Here is a 20,144-nt window from a genome sequence, read left to right on the forward strand (position 1 = left end):
TATCCAAGACATGTGTATAAATGTTTAATGTGATGCTGATACTCGAATGTCCCATCACCTCTGGACAACCTTCGGTTCCATTTTCTTTTCAAAGCATCTTGTAGCAAACGTATGCCGTAAACTATGTGGGTGGAAGTCCCTGATTTCTCTGGGTTCTCTATTTTCCTGTACTGCCAGAACTCCTTCTTTTTCGCTCATTCTCTTTAAAGCCTTTTTAATTTCTTTTTCTACAACATATCTGACACAAGGACTTCCCATACCTGTTGTAAAAACCAAATCTTTTAAATCATCCGTACTTCTCCAGCGACTGCCCAGTTCCTCTTTTAGCTTATTCTGTTTTTTCTTCTGAGATTTTAATATTTCTTCCATTTCTCCTAAAAACGGAATCTCTCTGATTGAATTTACCGTTTTAGGAGTTACAAGCATCATTCTCTTTTCTCCATTATAATAACTACAACTCAAGGAACGTCTGACGTGAACTACTTTCTTTTTAAAATCTATATCGCTCCATTTCATTCCACCAAGTTCTCCAACTCGGACACCTGTCAGACACATGAACTAGAACATTTCTTTATACCAGCTATCCTCCATCTCACTCAGGAAATTGTCCTGTTCTTCCTGGGTTAATGCAATTTCTTCTTTTGATTGTTTAAATGTTCATGGTACTTCTACAATCAAACATATGGGTTGTATTTATCTTTTCTTCTTTTTGGCTGTCTGCCTTCCATGTCCTTTCCTCCGATCTGAATTTTTTTGAATTCAGATCAGTAGGCGGGGCACGACATCGACATATTGTCCAAGTATTTTCTAAAAATTGGAAACAAAAAACGCCAGATTTCCGCAATGGGAAACTGACGCACCAAGAGCTGCCACTATTATACTGAATTACATGGAACGATAATGCCGATGCAATGTTATACTTGCCCGGAGGAGGGGCAAGGCTTTTTTTAACTGATGTAGATCATGTGAGCTTTGAAAAAGCAAACGAGACACGGCAAAATAACCTCCAATCGGCTACCGTGTCCCTGCAAGTCGTCATAGTTTTGTGTAAACGCAAAGAAACGGCGGCTCTGAAAATCAAAGCCGCCGTTTCATAGGCGCGTCAAAATGTGTCTGCTCTGCGACGGCTTTTTTTCTTTTGCCGTCGCGCGGCAGATTAACATATGAAACTATAATTCATTGATGGTTGCAGTAATCGACATATTGCGAATTCGTTTTGCCGGAGCATATACAGCTGCGATTGCCGCAATCGAGACAAACAGAAGAATAACGCCCAAAGAGATAATTGGAAACTGCCACACTGCAGATGGAAAATGCCCTGCAATAAGGAAATCATACAGCGATTTGCTAAGCGGCAAGCCAATAGAACAACCAACAACGCACCCCAAAACAGCATAGGTGAATGCTTCACAAGCAATCATTTTCGTCATTTGCCGTTCATCCATTCCTACTGCCCGCATAGCTCCATATTGCTTCATTCTGGCAGACACACTCATAGAAATGCTATTGACAATGTTCATTACCGTTACCAGTGCAATAATTGCCAAAAACGCATAAACACAGAAAACAAAAGCCATATAAGTTCCCGTAGTGCGCTCGTCGCGTTTGTCTCGAAAGCTATATGTTTGATCTACGGAATTCTGGATTGCCTGAACATTTTCGTCCGTAACATCTCCCGTTGTTTGTATCAGCACAAGAGAATAACCTTCCTCTCCTGTCAAACGGACAAATGTTTCATCAGAGGTAATCAATGTGAGTTTTCCATTTGTCAATCCATTCTCACTAAATGGGTCGTTTTTTAACAGTCCGGCTATGGTAAGGGTTTCATCCCCAATCTGAACAGTGTCACCGATTTTCCATGTGCTGTCCTGATCGGATGTTGCCAAAACAAAATTGCTGTCCCCAAAAACTTTGGACAGATCACTCCCCCTTTTCAAAGCACTGTCTTTTTTCAGACATTGTAAATCAAAATCATCATAAGAAATCATGTCGGTTGTACCGGAAAATCCGGTATCGCTATTTAATCTGGCAGGAACATCAAACGCGCTACGCCGCCCGTAAACCTCTCTCACTCCATCCATTGCACGGATGGATGTAAGCAATTCCCGAGGAATCGCATTACCGTCATCACTTGCAATATCAATATCTGATGTGGCAGCTGACTGAGGTATCAAATAATCCACAAAATCGATCATAACGGAAAAACTCAAAAATAAGATGATACTAAGTGCAAAAGAACCTGTCATCAGAAATAAATTTTTCTTCCCGGAGACCGCATGGTCGATACCGAGAAGCGCTTCAATCTTTCCGAATCCTGTATACTGGCAATGATGCATTGTTTTTCCGTGGTCTGCATTTCCAGACACCGCTGTGATAGGAGATACTTTCGCGGCATGTTTCGCCGGAGCATTTGCGGCGATCAGTACAGTAATCAGTCCAACAAAGATACCGCAGACAATGCCAAAAATACTGATACCAAAGAGGGGAATATCAGAAAATTCTTCTCTGACCACAAAGCGTAGTACCGCACATAGCCCCCATGTTGTAACAACCCCTAAAATAAGACCGATGGGTACAGCCGTTTTGCACCAGTTCAATGCCTCCAGACGAACAAACCGAATAATCTGCTGCTTACTCATACCAATGCAACGCATCATTCCAAAAAATTTAGTTCTCTGGGCAACGCTACTGTTCATACTGCTGGAAATCATCAAAACGCCTGCAATCAAAATCAGCAGGAACAGAACAACCGCAACAGAAAGAAGGGTTTGCCCCATGGAACTGCCGAGCAAGTCTCCAATAGAGAAACTTCCATGCTTACCAACCAATCGGGCCTGTTCCATCCGAAAATCCATTTCTGCCATACTGAATACTGCTGTTACCATAAACACAGCAAATACAATGCAAAGCAGCGTCATACGATTTTGTCGGCGGTGAACTTTAGCGGAGATGGAAATAAGACTAAGATAGCTTTTCATTCACGGCACCTCCCAAAATCAGTCAAAGTACCATCCGATACCTGTAATACCCGGTCTGCCGTTTGCGCAATACTGCGGTTGTGGGTAATCATAATGATGGTCTGCTCGTATTTTTTCGATGTTTCTTTGAGCAATGCTATGACCTCACTGCTGTTTTGTGAGTCCAAATTTCCTGTCGGCTCGTCTGCCAGAATCAGAGAAGGACGGGTAATCAATGCGCGGCCAATCGCCACTCTCTGCTGCTGACCGCCGGATAACTGGCTCGGCAAATGGTTACGGCGTTCTTTCAGATTAAGAACAGTAAGCAGTTCTTCCAGATATTTTTTGTCCGGCTTCTGATAGTCAAGCAGTACAGGAAAAATAATATTTTGCTCTACCGTAAGCTCTGGCACAAGGTTGAACGCCTGAAAAATAAATCCGATATTTCTGCGACGGAAGACGGTCAACTTCTTGTCGTTCATAGAAAAAATATCCTTGCCGTCAATCAATACCTTACCCGATGTAGGCGTGTCCAATGCGCCGATCATATTCAGCAACGTACTTTTACCAGAACCGGATTCTCCAACGATTGCCACATATTCTCCTTTGGGAACAGAAAAACTAACATCTTTCAAAGCCTTGACTGTGGTTTCTCCGCTGCCATAGGTTTTACAAATATTTTTGACTTCTAATAAGTTCATCGTGCAAACACCTCTTTCTCAATGATTTTGCTGTCGTAAACGGGTAAACTTTCGTTCCTGTCTACGATGGAAAGAATAGCACCCTAATATTACTGTAGCCCTACAACCAGCCTACAATTTTGTAGGAATTGGAAAGTTCATTATAAAACTCGTTCCAATTCCTAATTCACTTTCCACTTCTATTAGGCCCCCATGAGCTTCGATAATCGCTTTTGCCAACGGCAGGCCAAGCCCGATCCCCTGTGTATCCTTTGAAAAACGGCTGCGATAAAACCTTTTGAAGATATGGTGTAAATCTTCTGGATGAATTCCGCACCCGTTATCCTTTATTGTGATTTGAACAGCGGAGGGTAGTGCCGTCCATTTGATGTAAATGGTATCGCCCTTTCCTGTATGGTCAAGTGCATTTTTTACAATATTGCCAATCGCTTCGCCCAACCAATCACGGTCACAGAAAAGAGAAATATCATCTGCACCAGATAATACGATCTCTTTCTGTTCCTGCTTGGCACGATATGCAAAGTGTAGCTCCAAATCCTGCATCATATCCGCTACATTTTCTATTTCCTTTTCAAATGCAATAGAACCAGCGTCCAACTTTGTGATTTTGAGAAGGTTTTGCACCAGCACTTCAATACGATCCAACTCCTGCTCGGACAGATTAGCAAATTCTTTCACAGATGACACTTCTATATCCTCGTCCTGAAGCAGTCCGTTATAAATGTTCAGAGCCGCCAGTGGTGTTTTCAGTTGGTGTGAAATGTCGGAGATTGTATTTTTCAAAAACTCCTTCTCTCGCAACTCGTTATCTGCATGGGCATTTAACACTGCTGCTAAAGAATTGATGGAATGAAACAGTCGGTACAATTCGCCCTCATTGTCACATTCAATACGGGCATTGCGATCACCATCAAGATACGCATTGATTTGTAATATCGCCTGCTCCATGATCTGATTTTGCCGATTAAAATATACAAAGCAGACTGCCCATACAGCACCGCCAGCCAATAGAAAAAGGATTAGCAATAACAGAGAAAGCCGACGATATGACAGCCATAGAAAAACCTCGGCTAAGAGAACTGTACCCACCAAAACCAGTGAAAGCGAAAGAAATAGATTTTTGATTTCTTTATTTGCCAATATCTTCATTCTGCACCTCACCCGATAATATTCCATTTATATCCCATACCTCGAACAGTCAGGAGCATTTGTGGTTCGCTTGGATTATCCTCAATCTTCATACGAAGCCGACGCATATAGACCGTAAGGGTACTACTGTCGATATAATTCCCGTCGCAATCCCATAGCTTATCTAAAATTTGTCCCTTTGTCAGCACCATGCTTGGGTTTCTCATAAACAAGCACAGTAGCTTGTATTCCGCGGCAGTCAAATCCAACAGCTCCCCCTTTTTGAAAACCTGTCCTTGCAGCAAAAGAACCTTGATGCCATTCGACTGCAATTCTGTGTCTGCTGCTTGAAAAGAATTTGCACGTCGAAGTAAGGCGTTAATCCTTGAAACGAGAACCCCCAGTTTGAACGGTTTTGTGATATAGTCATCACCTCCAATATCCAGCCCCATAATAATACTTGTTTCCTCATCCGAAGCCGTCAGAAAAATAATTGGCACTTTTGATGTAAGTCGAACTCTTTTGCAAAATTCAAAGCCAGACCCATCTGGCAGAGATACGTCCAACACCAACAAATCATATTTTCCGTCTGTCCACAATTCCTCCGCTTCTTTGAGCGTTCTGGCGATATTTAATTCAAATCCCTGCTTTTTGAAAGCAAAAGAAAGCCCGTTAATCAGGCTTAGATCATCTTCAAGAAGTAATATATTACTCATGCTTTTCTGCCTTTCCTTGTTTTGTTCGGCCATCAATCGGCTTTTCCGCATCCTTTGGAATTAGCCAGATAGTTGCCATCTTTACAGCTCCAGATATGCGCCCAGCAGCGCAATAGTAATTTACTCTACGAGGTGTCACGCCCCATTTTTCGGCGGCCTCTTTTAGTGTCATATAATCCATTCTGCACCTCCACAGAGTACATTATAGTTCTTTGTCTCGAACAATACAAGTTTATCACCAATCGCAGCTTTATAAAATCGGCATAATCGTACAGTTTTTCAGGCACAATAAGGTCATTCCATCATATAAACCGGAACGATACAATATTATTGAGGTGAATGATTATGCCGATTGATGATTTAACTGCTTTAGGGCAGAAAATGCGGGAAGCCCGAAAGAATAAAGATCTGACGCAGCAGGAGCTTTCTGATCTGAGCCATGTTTCTGTAAAGCAAATCGCCAATATCGAAAAGGGGAAAATGAATCCTTCTTATTTGATTTTGAGAGCATTGGCCAAGGTCCTGCATATCTCTTTAGATACACTTATAAATCCAGATGTTTCTCTGGAGGATGAGGGTGTCAATCAGATGAAAATGCTTTATTCCAGCTGTCCGCCAGAAATGCGCGATACCCTGCTGCATCACACCCAGGAAACGGCGAAAGAACTGACAGAGTTATCCAAAAAATTCGAAATGAATTGAACCAATGAGTAAAGTTTAGCCTTCTCTCACCGGTTCTTTTTTTTAATACTTATTTTTATAAGTATCTCCTCAATCATCCTAAACAACATTTTCTCTAATATGCCGGAACACCATATCCATAAATATTACTACTTCCGATACTGTAACTTCGTCTTGCCACCTTAAGATAACAGGTCAATAGCCGATTCAAACACATGCACTTTATCACTCATTTTCTCTGCCAGAATTAAAAAAGAATAATTCTGATTACTTCCATTTGCTTCTCCGATAAAATCTGTATTGATTCCACGAAGTGCTGCATATTGTGGTTTTCCCTGTTGATCCATACCAACAAAAACTGCATTATGATGATACGCACTCTCATAAATTCTTCCAGTTTCTATACAGAATCGAACAATATCATTGTCAATTCCCCGTCCGGTAAGATAACTGAACACATTTGTGTGATACCGATTTTCTTTTGGTAACAGCAGATGTTTTTCCACTGGAAGCTGCTCAGATACAGAAAGAGGCGGTTGAATATTTGCCTGTCCTGCAAGCAATTCAACCGCCTCCAAAAAGCTGTAATCTTTTACTTTAATCAGATAATCCAGTGCTGACCTGCCACCAATTCCTCTGCTCCACCACATCCATTTACCATTAGATATCTTCAAACTGTCATGCGTTCTGGTGGTATAAGTGTTACCAGAAAAATGAACCAACTCATAAGGTTCATAATTTTTCAGATACGTCAGCAAGTCCATTCTCTTCACTTCCTGCACAACCTCAGGTGGTATATATGGCATAAGCTCCTCTCCTTTCCTGCCCTAAATTGATATTTTTCATATCCGGGCATAAAAATAACCAGGCAATTTCCCATTCAGGAAACCACCCGGTTATGTAGCATTTTCATGCTAAGCAATCACTTTTTCGTCCAGAGCTTTGACTTCATCTATGGACAATTCTGCTATTTCAGCTATTTCTTCATATGATAATTTACCAGACTGCAACATACCTTTTGCAACTTTAATTGCTTTTGCATGTTCTGTTTCACGTGCAGTTTCATTTCTCATTTCTTCCATCGCTCTACACATAGTCGCAACTCCTTTCTCATCTTCTTTAAAATATCGAACTCGATCTGCCAGAATTTTATATTTCATATCCTTGGCATCGGTACAGGAAAAATCATGCATCAGCTTTCCTAATGCAGATTCGTCTTTAATTTGTGAGTTCACATATATAATATGCGATTCATCACCAAACAATTCGCCTGTTTCTTTTACCGTTCTGTCAATATGATAGATTGGTAATCCCACTTTCATTATATCATTTTCTGTAATAAAAATAACATAGGATTCACACAAATTTTCATATTTTTCACCCGGCTCTGTCACATTTGCATCGATAAGGCTGCTGTTGTATCTTGCTCTTTTCACTCCGGCACCCTTATCACTTCTCTGTATTTCGATATTATACACTCTGTTTTCTGCATCAACCGCCAGTATATCCAGTCTTACTGAACGTCCCTGAAGATTCTTAATATCCTGCTGTCCGTTCACTCGCAATACTTTCAAATCTGTACGGTTTAAAATAATCTGAAGCAAAAATTCCGTACACGCTTTATCTTCAAATACTTTTTGCATGAAATCATCATCCAGCAATCTCAGTCCACGGAGACGCTGTAAATCTTCTTCATGCTTCCGGTCAAAATCTAATTCTTTTGTATTGTTCTCTGCCATAATATCGCCTCTTTCTTTTTCCGTATCTTCCTTTTCTTCCGTTTGTTTATAACAGATTAACATAGTTTCTTCTCCTATACAAGCTCCATGTTTTTGATCAATAACTCGATAATCTCCATCGCATATGCTATTCCTAATAAATACATCTGCAATCGTTTCCAACAGTTTATATCGTCTTCCACTAAACAAAATCTCGCTAAGGCTTCTGTCTCTGCATAATTCAAATCCAACGCTTTCGTGACCCCATTACTGTCGGTAATCATATTTAAGAATGGGTATTCGTCCAGTAACTCATGGTCTTCTCTCTGTAGCTCAGTAAATTGCGGCGATTCCTGCAGCAATCTTTCACATTCATTTTCAATATAATCTACGAACATTCCCATTAAAGGCGGTAAGTGATAAATATCAAAATCACTGATTTTCATGTTTTATCACTCCAATCTTTTTCATATATTCATAGCAATGGATATGTCCATACAGATAATGATACAGACGTTCTTGCTTTTAAGTGTGGTGCAAAAAGGAGCAGTGATTTGATGATTTCGTCATTTGATAAAAATGCGATTTCATGATCTTCACTGCTCCTGTCATGCCATTTTAATTCTCCAGAATTTCGTTCCTCACGATTTCCTGTGCTCTCTGCCGGATATTGTTCATTTGCCCGATCCACTCCATCTGATCTCTGGCTTTCAATTCCTCCGTCACTCCCTCTTTCTCTGCCATCTGCTGGATAAGTGTTTCCATTCTGTTTCCATTCTCATCTGTGCTTCTTCCTCTGTCTGAAGCAGATGCTGATTCAAGGTTCCTGCTGTCAGAAGGTTCAGATACATTCCGTACCGATTCTTCATCAGATATTGATTTCGGAGATATGCGTACTTCCCAAGGTGAACTTCCTCTTCCTCTGGAATTATAAGATTCGGCAGGAGATAATCTCCCTGTCTGCTGTATGTGATTGCTGCCATTGTCCTGTCTCCTTTCTGTTGTGGTTTCCTGTTTGTTATCCACATTATAATCTGCTGTTTTCCGTTCAACAAATGTGCGTTGCTTCCGTTCCTGTATCTGCAATTTTCGTATGGTGTCCGCAACTTCACCTAATGCCATTTCTGACATATCACTTGCTGCCACGCCAAAGAGATTGACCAGCTCTTTGGTATGAAACTCCCGGATATTCTGAAAATCCCTTGTCTCCAAATAGATTTCTGGTTTAATTCCACAACGCAAAAGAAGCATATAGGAAATACTGTTTGCAAGCAGTTGTTTCATTTTTAACCGGATATTGAACTCATCCATTTCTTCCAGCGGACTGTCCTTTGTCGCAAGCAGGATATCCTGAAGATAATCTCCAATATTATCTTCTGCAATGTTCAGAGATGCTTCCAGAATCACCATCGCAAACTCTTTTCTGTCTCCATCTGCCACACCAAATGCATTTACCAAGGCTTCTTTTACAGATTCCTGTTGTTCTTCTGACACACTCCACAAAGAAACTGGACGCACCAGACGTTTGTATTTCCCTTCTCTGGTATCAGATACATCAAAATAATATTTTAACTTTAATCTATGCTCTGCAACTTTTTTAGGTTCTTCCGGATTCTTCAAGTCATATAATTCTTCAAATGTAACCAGATTCTGTCCGCCAAGTTCTGATGCATCAAACGTATAAGAAACTTCTACTTTCATTTTCTCGCTGTCAGCAACAAAAGTGTAATCACTCTCCACACGCTTTCCATCAATGAGCAGTACTGCATTTTCCTCTTTCAGCATCTGCCAGCCTTTTAACTGATACTTTCTGCCTTCTTCCAGACCGTCCAGAGTAACTGTATCCACAATCGTTACTTTCTTTCCTGCAACAATTACTTTTTCTCCTGTTTTCTTGTCTGTTGCAGTTGTATAAATGGTAATCTCTTTTTCATACTCATCAGTCAGTGTTCCAAGGTCGATAGTTACTTTATTTCTGCTGACAACAACTTCAAATGCCGAAATCAGCTTCATACCTTTGTTGGATTCACAAGCTAACTCCTCAATCTCATAAGTGTCATAAAGTAATGCACCTTTGCTATCGTCCGGCTCAGAAATTCCGAACCAGATACCGTCCTCACTGGATGTTCCGGCATTTGTATTTTTCTTATGAGACGCCCAATCGGAAGCGGTTGAAAACTGACCATTTTTATCTGTCACTACGATATGGCTCTCTCCGGTTGTTTTACTGGTAATCTTAAAAGGAACATTTGCAAGTCTCTTATGTGTACCTGCTCCAATCTTTACGCCTTCCAGATCTCCACGTTTAATCTGGTTGTAAATGGAATGGCTTACTTTACACTTAGTCATATGGCTTCCTCCTTCCTCGAAAAATTTAATAGCCAATCCTTTTTACGAGACTGGCTATGTATAAAAATGAGCATAAAAAAAGGCCGACTGACTTTCAATTTGAATCAATCGGCTATGTAATATATTCTATTTTACATTTTTCAAGATATTCAATTTCTCGAAAATCTTTTTCTTCACGAAAACGTTCCGGAATATTTCCAAATATTTTCTTATAAATTTCAGCAGACCCTTCTGTATATTCTTCAACTTTATGTGTTAATTTCTTTTTTACTTGCTCTTGAAATGTTTCTGATTGTCGTGGAAGCCATTCATTCATAATTTGAAATGCATTATATTTCTCCAGTCTATCAAAACATACTCCCATTGTTTCTATGATTTCTTTTATCCGCATTTTCTCTTTTGAGGGAATAATAATATACCTCTTTTTTATACATTCACTAATTCTATATTCATTATATTCTACTGGAATAAGCTTACTTTTATACCAATATTCATGTGTAAGTGCAGCATCATCAACCAAACCATTTAACTATAACTGTTCCCATGAAGTTAACTGTTCATCATTTTCATCAACGACTATCTTATAAACTTTAACATCTAGCGTATCTTCTTGAAAATACTTATATATCTCCAATGCACGCAAACATTGAATAATACTTGGTGCCAAACATATTCTATTTGTTTTAACTTCTTCCCCTATAGAAGTATCTTCTGGTATTCGTGGAATCAGTATTTCCTGTGTTGGCTTATTAAATAATGTTACATGATATAAAATCAATTCTATTCCCCTTTTTACTACTAAATGGTTCTTTATGCAAATAATCGAAAATCTGTGTCCTCATTATAATCTCTCTTTTTTAATATTTCAATTTATTATTTTCCACGATAGCTTATGAAAAGTTGGGGAATCTTACGCTATCATACATCAAAAGTTGGGTAAATATTGGGTAATTACACTACTCCCCAACAAAATAAAACAGGCAATCTCCGCCTACTTATTTCAGAAGAATGAGGCGAAGTTTCACACGCCAGTTGGGGAATTGAAATTCCCCAACTCACTCCCCAACTTTTACCCAATTCCATGCATAAATAGCGATAATTTACGATAAGTCAAAATTTATTCCCCAACACGCAAAAAAACCTTGAATCATCCCATTTTCATAGGAAATTCAAGGTTTTTCGTTGATTTACATGATAATAATACGGTTCAAATTCTTATGCGAACTGTAAGATTATGCGTTCATCTGTGCTGCCACTTCAGCTGCAAAGTCTTCGCTTTTCTTCTCAAGACCTTCACCTGTCTCGAAACGTACAAAACCTGTGATTTTGATATCAGCTCCAACTTCTTTGGAAACCTGCTGTAAGTATTTAGCAACAGTCTGTTTTCCATCCTCTGCTTTAACGTAAGCCTGCTCCATTAAGCAAACCTCTTTCAGCTCTTTGTTCAGACGTCCGATAATCATTTTCTCAATGATATTTTCCGGTTTGTCCGGGTTCTCGTTTTTAGCCTGAGCAAGAAGGATAGCTTTCTCATGCTCTTTGTACTCTTCGCTTACATCCTCAGAAGAAACATATTTCGGAGCAAGAGCTGCAACCTGCATTGCTACGTTTGTAAGAGCTTCTTTTACAGCGTCGTTTACAACTGCTGTCTCAGCTTTTACAAGAACACCGATACGTCCGCCACCGTGAATATAAGAAACGATGCATCCGTTCTCCTGTGTCTCTTTCTGGAATCTACGAATGTTCAGGTTCTCACCGATAACTGCAATTTTCTCTACAAGAGCATCTTTTACAGTTTTGGAAGAATCTGCATTCCATGCCTCTGCCATAAATGCATCCATATCAGCTGCATCAGATGCAACAGCCTGAGCTGCAACAGCTTCTACATACTCCTGGAATGTATCATTTTTAGCAACGAAATCTGTCTCAGAGTTAACCTCTACGATTGCTGCTGTGTTGTCACCATCCATAGCGACACGTACAAGACCTTCTGCTGCGATACGTCCAGCTTTTTTCTCAGCTTTTGCCTGTCCGTTCTTTCTTAAGAACTCAACAGCTGCATCCATATCACCATTTGTCTCTGTAAGAGCCTTCTTGCAGTCCATCATACCTGCACCGGTCATCTCTCTTAATTCTTTTACCATTGATGCTGTAATTGCCATGGTTTTATTCCTCCGATTTCATTCATAGTGATGCGGTTTCCCGCAAATCTACAGATTACTCCTCTGTTCCTTCAGCCTCTTCGAAAACTTCCTCATCAGTTTCTACTGTACCCTGTTTTGCTTCGATAACAGCATCTGCCATTTTAGAAACGATCAGTTTTACGGCTCTGATAGCATCATCGTTACCCGGGATTACATAATCTAACTCTTCCGGATCACAGTTTGTATCTGCGATACCGATCAGCGGAATTCCCAGTGTATGAGCTTCCTGAACACAGATTCTCTCTTTTTTCGGATCTACAACGAAGATAGCATCCGGGATTCTGTCCATCTCTTTGATACCGCCAAGGTTTTTCTCAAGTTTATCCCACTCTTTTTTGAGGTTGATAACTTCTTTTTTCGGCAGAACATCAAATGTTCCATCCTCAGACATTTTCTCGATTGCTTTCAGTCTTGCGATACGGCTCTGGATTGTTTTGAAGTTTGTGAGCATACCACCTAACCATCTCTCGTTTACATAGTACATTCCACAACGCTCAGCTTCTGCCTGGATAGCATCCTGTGCCTGTTTCTTTGTACCAACAAAAAGGATTGTACCACCTTCTGCAACGATATCTGCTACTGCATTGTAAGCTTCGTCAACTTTACCTACGGATTTCTGTAAGTCGATGATGTAGATACCATTTCTCTCTGTGTAGATGTACGGAGCCATTTTAGGGTTCCATCTTCTTGTCTGGTGTCCGAAATGTACACCTGCTTCCAGTAACTGTTTCATTGAAATAACGCTCATTTTTTTACCTCCATGGTTTTGTTTCTTCCATATGCATCTCACCCGCCGGTTCACCCTGTGGGCACCATCCCGGTTAGTCCGCATATGTGATTAATATAGTATTTATCTCAAAAAAGCACGCAAAAAATCCTGTGGCTTTTCTCAGACCGATTCAGTATAACATACTTATAGATACGCTTCAAGATATTTTTAATCATTTTTTGTCTTGAGATTGTCTAATTCTTCAAACACCGCATCATTTAATACTTTAATGTAGGTTCCTTTCATTCCGGAAGAACGTGATTCAATAACACCGGCACTTTCAAACTTCCGCAGTGCATTGACAATAACGGAACGTGTGATACCTACACGGTCAGCGATCTTGCTGGCTACCAGGATACCCTCACGACCTTCCAGTTCATCAAAAATATGCTCGATGGCATCCAGTTCTGAGTAAGAAAGTGTGCTCAGTGCAGATTTTACAATCTGTTTTTTTCTGGTCTCTTCCTCATTCTCTTCATTTACGGAACGCATCATCTCCAAACCTACGACTGTGGTGCCATATTCGCACAGGATAATATCATCAATATCAAACTGTGCATTCTGACGATATACAAATAATGTACCGAGACGCTCTCCTGCAATATCAATCGGTGCTATGGTTGCCGCATAGCCGTTTCCACTATCCATCGTAAATCCAAGTGTCTCCAGATTTACATTTTCTTTTGTAGAAAGGATACCAAGTAACCGTTCATTTAAAGATGCATCGATATAATTTCCCACCTGATCTGCCAGAAGTTCTGTAATCTCTACTACTTCCGGACGAAGACCTGTTCCCAGAACTTTTCCTTTTTTACTGATTACCAGTACGTTGGATGCAAGGATATCTGTCATAACATCACAAATGTCATTAAAAACAACCTTAGACGAATTGTTATTATGAAGCAGTTTTCCGATTTTTCTTGTTTTGTCTAATAACTGTACGCTGCTCATAGTTTCCTCCATATATTCTTTATCAGTTATGCCGATTTTACAGCAAAAAATAGTACTAAGATAATTAACAGCCATATCTTAGCACTATTTTTCTGTAAATTCAACAAATTTTATTTAAATCTGTCAGATTTTTTCAAATTATACAAGAAATTTTAAAAAAAGCAATTTTTTCATGCACTTTATACATTTATTTTTCTTTCAGTCGAATGGACGTGAAATCAGGCATGTGATTCTGACCAGCTTCAAGTCGAACGCACGTGAGACTTGGTGCGTGATTCTGGTCAGCGTAAGCTGACATATTCTTCTCAGAATCACTGCACATCTATACTTCGTTCTATTCCTCAGAAGTCTCTGGTTTTTCCATAACATAGCCACATTGCTCATCTGCGCACACCAGCTTGTTTCCCTTTTCTACCATGTAACCACCACACTGCGGACATGGAACTTTGGACGGTTTCTGCCAGGACATGAAATCGCAATCCGGATTGTTCTCGCATCCGTAATATTTTCTGCCTTTTTTCGTCTTTTTCAGAACAATATCTTTTCCACATTTCGGGCAGGCTACACCTATCTTCTCAAAATATGGTTTTGTATTACGACACTCCGGGAATCCTGGGCAGGCAAGGAATCTGCCATGTGGTCCGTATTTAATGACCATGTGACGTCCACACTGTTCGCAGACCACATCTGTCACCTCATCCTCGATTTTAACTTTCTCCAGTTCTGCCTCTGCTGCCTTGACTGCCGCATCCAGATCCGGGTAGAAGTTCCGGATGATCATTTTCCAGTCTACGGTTCCCTCCTCTACTTTATCCAGCAGGGACTCCATATTTGCTGTAAAGCGCTCATCCACAATTTCCGGGAAAGCCTCCTTCATGATATTATTGACAACTTCTCCAAGTTCAGATACATAGAGGTTCTTATTTTCTTTTACGATATATCTTCTGCCAAGGATGGTCGTGATCGTCGGTGCATAGGTACTCGGACGGCCGATACCAAGTTCCTCCAGCGTCTTTACAAGAGATGCTTCCGTGAAATGTGCCGGTGGCTGCGTAAAATGCTGCTTCGGCTCAATTTCCTCTTCGGTCAGCTCTGAGGTCTCATCCAGTGATTTGGATAAAAATACGCGGTCGGATTTTTCTTCATCCAGACTATACACAGACATAAAACCATCAAATTTTACTTTGGACGCGGACACATGAAACCGGTATTTTCCAGCACCGATGGTAACAGATGTCGTCTCATATACTGCCGGTGTCATACAACTTGCCGCAAAACGGTTCCAGATCAGCTGATACAGCCGGAACAGATCTCTGCTCAGAGAATCCTTGACTATGGCCGGAGAACGGTTCAGATCCGTTGGACGGATTGCTTCATGGGCATCCTGGATTTTTGCAGTGTTTTTCTTTGTATCTACGCTGCCCCCCACATAATCGGCACCATAATTTGCACTAATGTACTCAGACGCTGCTGCCTCAGCCTCCTCAGATACACGAGTGGAATCGGTACGCAGATAAGTAATGAGTCCCACAGTTCCGCTGCCTTTGATATCCACACCCTCGTACAATTGCTGCGCCAGACGCATCGTTTTCTGAGTAGAAAAATTCAGATGCTTACTCGCTTCCTGCTGCAAGGTACTTGTCCGGAACGGAAGCGGCGGCTTTTTGGTGCGTTCACCTTTTTTCACTTCCAGTACTTTGTACTCACAAGACTCAATCTCTTTTAAAATTGCATCCAGCTCCGACTGATTGTGGATCTGGATTTTTCCGTTTTCATCACCATAGAATTTTGCAACCAGCGGTTTTTTCTCACCTTTTACATTTAATGTCGCATCAATCGTCCAGTATTCTTCCGGAATAAACGCATTAATCTCTTCCTCACGGTCACAGATGATACGCAATGCTACAGACTGTACACGTCCCGCGCTTAAGCCTCGTTTTACCTTTGCCCAAAGTACTGGGCTGATCTTGTAGCCAACCATACGATCCAGTACACGACGCGCCTGCTGTGCATCCACCAGATTCATATCGATCTCGCGGGGATTCTTCAGGGAAGCTTTTACCGCATTCTTTGTAATCTCATTAAATGTAATACGTTTCGCATCTTTGTCCCCCAATTTCAATGCGCTTGCCAGATGCCAGGAAATTGCCTCACCCTCACGGTCCGGGTCAGTTGCGAGATACACTTTTTCTGCTTTTTTCACTTCTTTTCGCAGATTTGCCAGAATATCTCCTTTTCCACGGATGGTAATATATTTCGGTTCAAAGTCATTTTCCACATCAAATCCAAGCTGACTTTTCGGCAGATCCCGCACATGTCCGTTGGATGCTGCCACCTCATAATTTTTTCCAAGAAATTTCTTGATTGTCTTAACCTTTGCCGGAGACTCCACGATCACTAAATACTTCGCCATATTTATCCCTCTTTAACCTCTATGTTCTTAATAATTATATACTTTTACTAAAATAGTTTTGAAAGGTCTCCTGCACCAACCTGTACCGCTTCAAGTTACCAAGATCACGCAGCACAGTAAGCAGGTCCAAACCTGTTTCTTCTATAATATAGTTGATATGTTTTGGATGTAAATCAAGACAACAATACACCAACTGTTCCGTTTTCGCAAGAGAAATATTTTTTATTTTTGTCGTTTCTGCTTCTTTTTCAGGCAAATATCCCAAATTTTCAAGAAAAATGTCCAAATCATAAATGATTCCTGCCCCCTGCCCGATCAATGCGTTACAACCTTCACTCAGGGCATCTCCGAACCGCCCCGGCACCGCATAGACATCCTTGCCCTGCTCCAATGCTGCATCTGCGGTGATCAGGGAACCGCTCTTTTTCTTCGCCTCCACGACTACCAGACAGTCTGACAGGGCACTGATGATCCGGTTTCGCTCCGGAAACCGGTAAGGCATCGGTTCCGTCCCCGGCGGATATTCTGACAGGATTCCTCCGCCGGAACTCTGAATATTTTCATACAAATTCCGGGCATTTTTCGGATAACACACGTCACAACCACACCCAAGCACCGCAAAGGTACTGCCCTTTCCCTGCAATGCCCCCGCGTGGGAAGCACTGTCAATGCCAAGTGCCATGCCACTGATGACCTGCACATCTTTATCTGCCAGCAGTTTTCCCAGCTTCGTTGCAATGCTCCTTCCGTACTCTGAGCACATACGTGCGCCCACAATCCCCACACTCTTCCGGGCATCCGGCATAGCACCTTTGCAGAAAATCGCGTATGGTGGCTGTGCGATGTGTGTCAGCTTGTCCGGATACGCCCTGCTGCTATAGGGAATCAGCCGCATATTTTTTGCCAGAAAACACTCCCAGATACGATTCAAATCCTTCTTCCGGCTTTCCAGCAGATATTGAAGCTCTGTATCAGTAAAAAGGTACATATTTTTCAAAGTCTCTTCTTTTAATTCGTAGACGGCCTGTGCACTGCCACACATTTCACTGACCCGGATACGTTTCCTGCTGTCGATATACAGCAAAGACGCCAGCCAGAAATCATATTTCAAGTTCTCTTGCGCCTGATTCTTTGCTGCCTGTCCCTGTTCTCCATTCTTTTCTATTTTTCCGAAAACTTCCTTTGTCGTATTCATTAATTCATGCATTTTCAGTCCCTCCTCCAGTAATTCTTGTCTGGATTCCGGAATACAAAAGCCTCTTCCAGATGTCCCCACTGAATATGCTCAGCTCCTGCCAGATCCGCAATGGTACGGGCGGTTTTCAGAATTTTTCCATAGGTACGGGCACTTAAATGGTATTCCTCATACTTCTCCTGCATCCGCTCCGCAGATTCTGCATCCAGTACACAATATTTTTCCAGATCTTCCATATTCATCTGGCTGTTAAACCGATAGCGTCTTCCCCGGAACCGCTCTCGTTGAATTTCATGTACCTGCTTCACCCGGGCACGGATCACTGCACTGCTTTCCTCCTCCCGCATATCCTTCATCGTGGTATACCGGACTTCTTCTGTTTCCACACACAGATCCATACGGTTTAAAAATGCCTGCGAAATACGCCCAATATAATTTTTGATTGCCTGCGGTCTGCAGTTGCAACGATTTAAATTGGGATAAAATCCACAGGGACACGGATTCGTCGATGCCACAAGCATAAAATCTGCCGGATACACAAAACTGCCTCCCACCCGGGAAATATGTACTTTCTTCTCCTCCAGCGGTTCCCTCAATACATCCAGAATTCCCGGCTTAAACTCTGCCAGTTCATCCAGAAACAAAATACCATGATGCGCCAGACTGATTTCTCCGGGATGGGGCTGCTTTCCACCGCCCACCAGTGCCTGTGCCGTCACCGTATGATGTGGACTGCGAAAGGGACGTTCATTTTGGATGATGCGTTCCTGATCCAACAGCCCGCAAAGAGAATAAATCTGAGATAATTCCAGCTTTTCTTCCCGGCTCAGTTCCGGAAGAATCGTAGGAATCCTCTTTGCTGCCATGGTCTTACCGGAACCCGGTGGTCCCATCATCAACAAATTATGCATCCCGCCCACTGCAATTTCACAGGCACGACGCAGCATCGGCTGTCCTCGCAATTCTGCAAAATCCACATCATATTCTGTCTTCCAAAAATCCTGCTGTTCCCGGTAAAAGCAGGTTTCCGGCAATTCCTGCTGACAAATCTGCACAAACTCTTTTAAATTTTTCACCGGAATCACTTTTACAGTATCCAGGATTGCTGCTTCCCTGGCATTCTCCCATGGCACCACAATGCCTTGCATGCCTTCTTTCTGTGCCAGCACTGCCGTTGACAGCACCCCTTTCGTCGGTAGAATACTACCGTTTAGTCCAACTTCTCCAAGCAGCAGATAACTACTTAAAATGTGCTCATCTAGAAACCCGAATGCTGCCAGAACAGATGCTGCCATCGGCAGATCACATCCCGTACCGGATTTTCTCACATCTGCCGGTGTCAGATTGATGGTGATCTTTTTTGCCGGCAAACGAAATCCTGCATTTTTCAGTGCCGTGCGCACCCGCTCTCTGGCTTCTTTTACCTCGGATGTCAGAAATCCCACCATATCAAAAGAAGGCATACCGTCACTGACATCCGTTTCTACCTGAACCGGAAGTGATTCAAAGCCACAGACTACTGCTGTTTTAATTACACTATACATATATTCATTTTTCCTCTTTTCGTATACGGAAAAAATCCGGCGACTGCCGAAAAAAAGTAAAAAGTAAGATTAAAAGACAAGTTTACTCTAACATATCTACAGGAATCTGTCTATGATAAAAACGCCTGCCGCAGTTTTTCCAGCGCTTTCTTCTCAATCCGGCTGACATAGGAGCGAGAAATACCAAGACTGTTGGCTATTTCCCGCTGCGTTACAGGCTTTGTATTATATAGACCGTATCGCCGCCGGATGATCCAATTTTCCCGTTCATCCAGCACCTTCGATACCAATTCATATAATCGCAGAATGTTTTTCTTTTCCACCACACGTTCCCACAGTTCCGGTTCACCGCTCTCCACGATATCCAGTAATTTGATCTGGTTGCCCTCCTTATCTGTTCCGATCGGCTCATAGAGCGACACATCCCTGGCAGTCTTCTTTTTGCTGCGAAAATACATCAGCAGTTCATTTTCGATACAACGGGCAGCATAGGTTCCAAGACGGCTGCCTTTTTCCAAATTATAAGTAGAAACTGCCTTGATCAGTCCGACAGTTCCGATGGAGATCAGATCCTCCATGTCCTCCTGCGTGCCCTGATATTTCCGCGCAATGTGTGCCACAAGCCGCAAATTCCGCTCGATCAATACCGATTTTGCCTGCTCGCTTCCGTTTTTCAGCTGCTCCAGATACTGCTTTTCTTCCAACGTACTCAGCGGCGATTGAAATGATTTCAAATCGGCACCTCCGTGTGCGGCCTTTCTATTATTCTATGTCCGTCAGGCTCTTCCCGTGTCTGAAAATCTGTGTGATTTTTCGTC

General features: G+C 41.7%; 21 protein-coding genes and 1 pseudogene. 1 reads left to right on the forward strand and 21 read right to left on the reverse strand.

Going from position 1 to position 20,144, the window contains the following annotated elements; translation table 11 throughout:
* Positions 1–54 precede the first annotated feature (54 nt).
* The 6 genes from ACIRUQ_RS07450 to ACIRUQ_RS07475 all read right to left on the reverse strand — a co-directional run bounded on the left by ACIRUQ_RS07450 (position 55) and on the right by ACIRUQ_RS07475 (position 5,683).
* Positions 55–516 (reverse strand): tyrosine-type recombinase/integrase, encoded by a 462-nt coding sequence (locus tag ACIRUQ_RS07450; RefSeq protein WP_172679869.1) that lies wholly within the window; start codon positions 514–516, stop codon positions 55–57.
* Between the two features lie 653 nt (positions 517–1,169).
* Positions 1,170–2,978 carry an ABC transporter permease gene (locus tag ACIRUQ_RS07455; protein WP_055289133.1) on the reverse strand — a complete coding sequence of 603 codons (1,809 nt, stop codon included), beginning with the start codon at positions 2,976–2,978 and terminating at the stop codon, positions 1,170–1,172.
* Positions 2,975–3,658 (reverse strand): ABC transporter ATP-binding protein, encoded by a 684-nt coding sequence (locus ACIRUQ_RS07460; RefSeq protein ID WP_014080200.1) that lies wholly within the window; start codon positions 3,656–3,658, stop codon positions 2,975–2,977. The genes ACIRUQ_RS07455 and ACIRUQ_RS07460 overlap by 4 nt, the downstream gene beginning before the upstream one ends.
* 111 nt (positions 3,659–3,769) lie before the next feature.
* On the reverse strand, positions 3,770–4,807 hold the full coding sequence (locus ACIRUQ_RS07465; RefSeq protein WP_055289135.1) for a sensor histidine kinase KdpD: 1,038 nt from the start codon (positions 4,805–4,807) through the stop codon (positions 3,770–3,772).
* An 8-nt stretch (positions 4,808–4,815) separates the two neighbouring features.
* Positions 4,816–5,502, reverse strand: coding sequence for a response regulator transcription factor (locus tag ACIRUQ_RS07470; RefSeq protein WP_055289137.1), 687 nt, complete (start codon positions 5,500–5,502; stop codon positions 4,816–4,818).
* Positions 5,495–5,683, reverse strand: a complete 189-nt coding sequence (locus tag ACIRUQ_RS07475) for a helix-turn-helix domain-containing protein (protein WP_055289139.1) — start codon at positions 5,681–5,683, stop codon at positions 5,495–5,497. The genes ACIRUQ_RS07470 and ACIRUQ_RS07475 overlap by 8 nt, the downstream gene beginning before the upstream one ends.
* 164 nt (positions 5,684–5,847) lie before the next feature.
* On the opposite strand from ACIRUQ_RS07475, the gene ACIRUQ_RS07480 reads away from it, so the two are divergent.
* Positions 5,848–6,204, forward strand: a complete 357-nt coding sequence (locus tag ACIRUQ_RS07480; protein WP_055289142.1) for a helix-turn-helix domain-containing protein — start codon at positions 5,848–5,850, stop codon at positions 6,202–6,204.
* Between the two features lie 161 nt (positions 6,205–6,365).
* On the opposite strand, the gene ACIRUQ_RS07485 is transcribed toward ACIRUQ_RS07480, so the two are convergent.
* The 15 genes and pseudogenes from ACIRUQ_RS07485 to sigK form a co-directional block, all read right to left on the reverse strand.
* Positions 6,366–6,989: a DUF3991 domain-containing protein gene (locus ACIRUQ_RS07485; RefSeq protein WP_082432659.1), complete on the reverse strand. Its 624-nt coding sequence runs from the start codon at positions 6,987–6,989 to the stop codon at positions 6,366–6,368.
* Between the two features lie 108 nt (positions 6,990–7,097).
* Positions 7,098–7,922: a PD-(D/E)XK nuclease family transposase gene (locus ACIRUQ_RS07490; RefSeq protein WP_055289241.1), complete on the reverse strand. Its 825-nt coding sequence runs from the start codon at positions 7,920–7,922 to the stop codon at positions 7,098–7,100.
* Positions 7,923–7,996: 74 nt separating this feature from the next.
* On the reverse strand, positions 7,997–8,347 hold the full coding sequence (locus tag ACIRUQ_RS07495; protein ID WP_055289144.1) for a hypothetical protein: 351 nt from the start codon (positions 8,345–8,347) through the stop codon (positions 7,997–7,999).
* A gap of 172 nt (positions 8,348–8,519) precedes the next feature.
* Positions 8,520–8,666: a TnpV protein gene (locus ACIRUQ_RS07500; protein WP_336302443.1), complete on the reverse strand. Its 147-nt coding sequence runs from the start codon at positions 8,664–8,666 to the stop codon at positions 8,520–8,522.
* Positions 8,624–8,929: a TnpV protein gene (locus tag ACIRUQ_RS07505; protein ID WP_341437170.1), complete on the reverse strand. Its 306-nt coding sequence runs from the start codon at positions 8,927–8,929 to the stop codon at positions 8,624–8,626. The genes ACIRUQ_RS07500 and ACIRUQ_RS07505 overlap by 43 nt, the downstream gene beginning before the upstream one ends.
* Positions 8,930–9,479: 550 nt before the next feature.
* Positions 9,480–10,232 (reverse strand): annotated as a pseudogene (locus tag ACIRUQ_RS07510) (VaFE repeat-containing surface-anchored protein); the annotation flags it as partial.
* 130 nt (positions 10,233–10,362) lie between these two features.
* Positions 10,363–10,770, reverse strand: a complete 408-nt coding sequence (locus tag ACIRUQ_RS07515) for a hypothetical protein (protein ID WP_154314574.1) — start codon at positions 10,768–10,770, stop codon at positions 10,363–10,365.
* Positions 10,771–10,779: 9 nt separating this feature from the next.
* A complete protein-coding gene (locus ACIRUQ_RS07520; RefSeq protein WP_055289150.1) occupies positions 10,780–11,028 on the reverse strand; it encodes a hypothetical protein in 249 nt (82 codons plus the stop codon).
* Between the two features lie 454 nt (positions 11,029–11,482).
* Complete coding sequence (gene tsf / locus ACIRUQ_RS07525; protein ID WP_021740088.1) at positions 11,483–12,412, reverse strand: translation elongation factor Ts; 930 nt, start codon at positions 12,410–12,412, stop codon at positions 11,483–11,485.
* Between the two features lie 55 nt (positions 12,413–12,467).
* Positions 12,468–13,202, reverse strand: a complete 735-nt coding sequence (rpsB, locus tag ACIRUQ_RS07530) for a 30S ribosomal protein S2 (RefSeq protein ID WP_022035400.1) — start codon at positions 13,200–13,202, stop codon at positions 12,468–12,470.
* A 189-nt stretch (positions 13,203–13,391) separates the two neighbouring features.
* Positions 13,392–14,174, reverse strand: coding sequence for a GTP-sensing pleiotropic transcriptional regulator CodY (gene codY / locus ACIRUQ_RS07535; RefSeq protein ID WP_044964334.1), 783 nt, complete (start codon positions 14,172–14,174; stop codon positions 13,392–13,394).
* Between the two features lie 334 nt (positions 14,175–14,508).
* A complete protein-coding gene (topA, locus tag ACIRUQ_RS07540; RefSeq protein WP_055289153.1) occupies positions 14,509–16,587 on the reverse strand; it encodes a type I DNA topoisomerase in 2,079 nt (692 codons plus the stop codon).
* 34 nt (positions 16,588–16,621) lie between these two features.
* Positions 16,622–17,794 (reverse strand): DNA-processing protein DprA, encoded by a 1,173-nt coding sequence (dprA, locus tag ACIRUQ_RS07545; protein ID WP_082432660.1) that lies wholly within the window; start codon positions 17,792–17,794, stop codon positions 16,622–16,624.
* 2 nt (positions 17,795–17,796) lie between these two features.
* Positions 17,797–19,326 (reverse strand): YifB family Mg chelatase-like AAA ATPase, encoded by a 1,530-nt coding sequence (locus ACIRUQ_RS07550; protein ID WP_055289156.1) that lies wholly within the window; start codon positions 19,324–19,326, stop codon positions 17,797–17,799.
* 110 nt (positions 19,327–19,436) lie between these two features.
* A complete protein-coding gene (gene sigK, locus ACIRUQ_RS07555) occupies positions 19,437–20,060 on the reverse strand; it encodes an RNA polymerase sporulation sigma factor SigK (RefSeq protein WP_022035405.1) in 624 nt (207 codons plus the stop codon).
* Positions 20,061–20,144: the final 84 nt, after the last annotated feature.

This window comes from Eubacterium ramulus (assembly GCF_045002895.1).
Lineage (GTDB): Bacteria > Bacillota > Clostridia > Lachnospirales > Lachnospiraceae > Eubacterium_I > Eubacterium_I ramulus.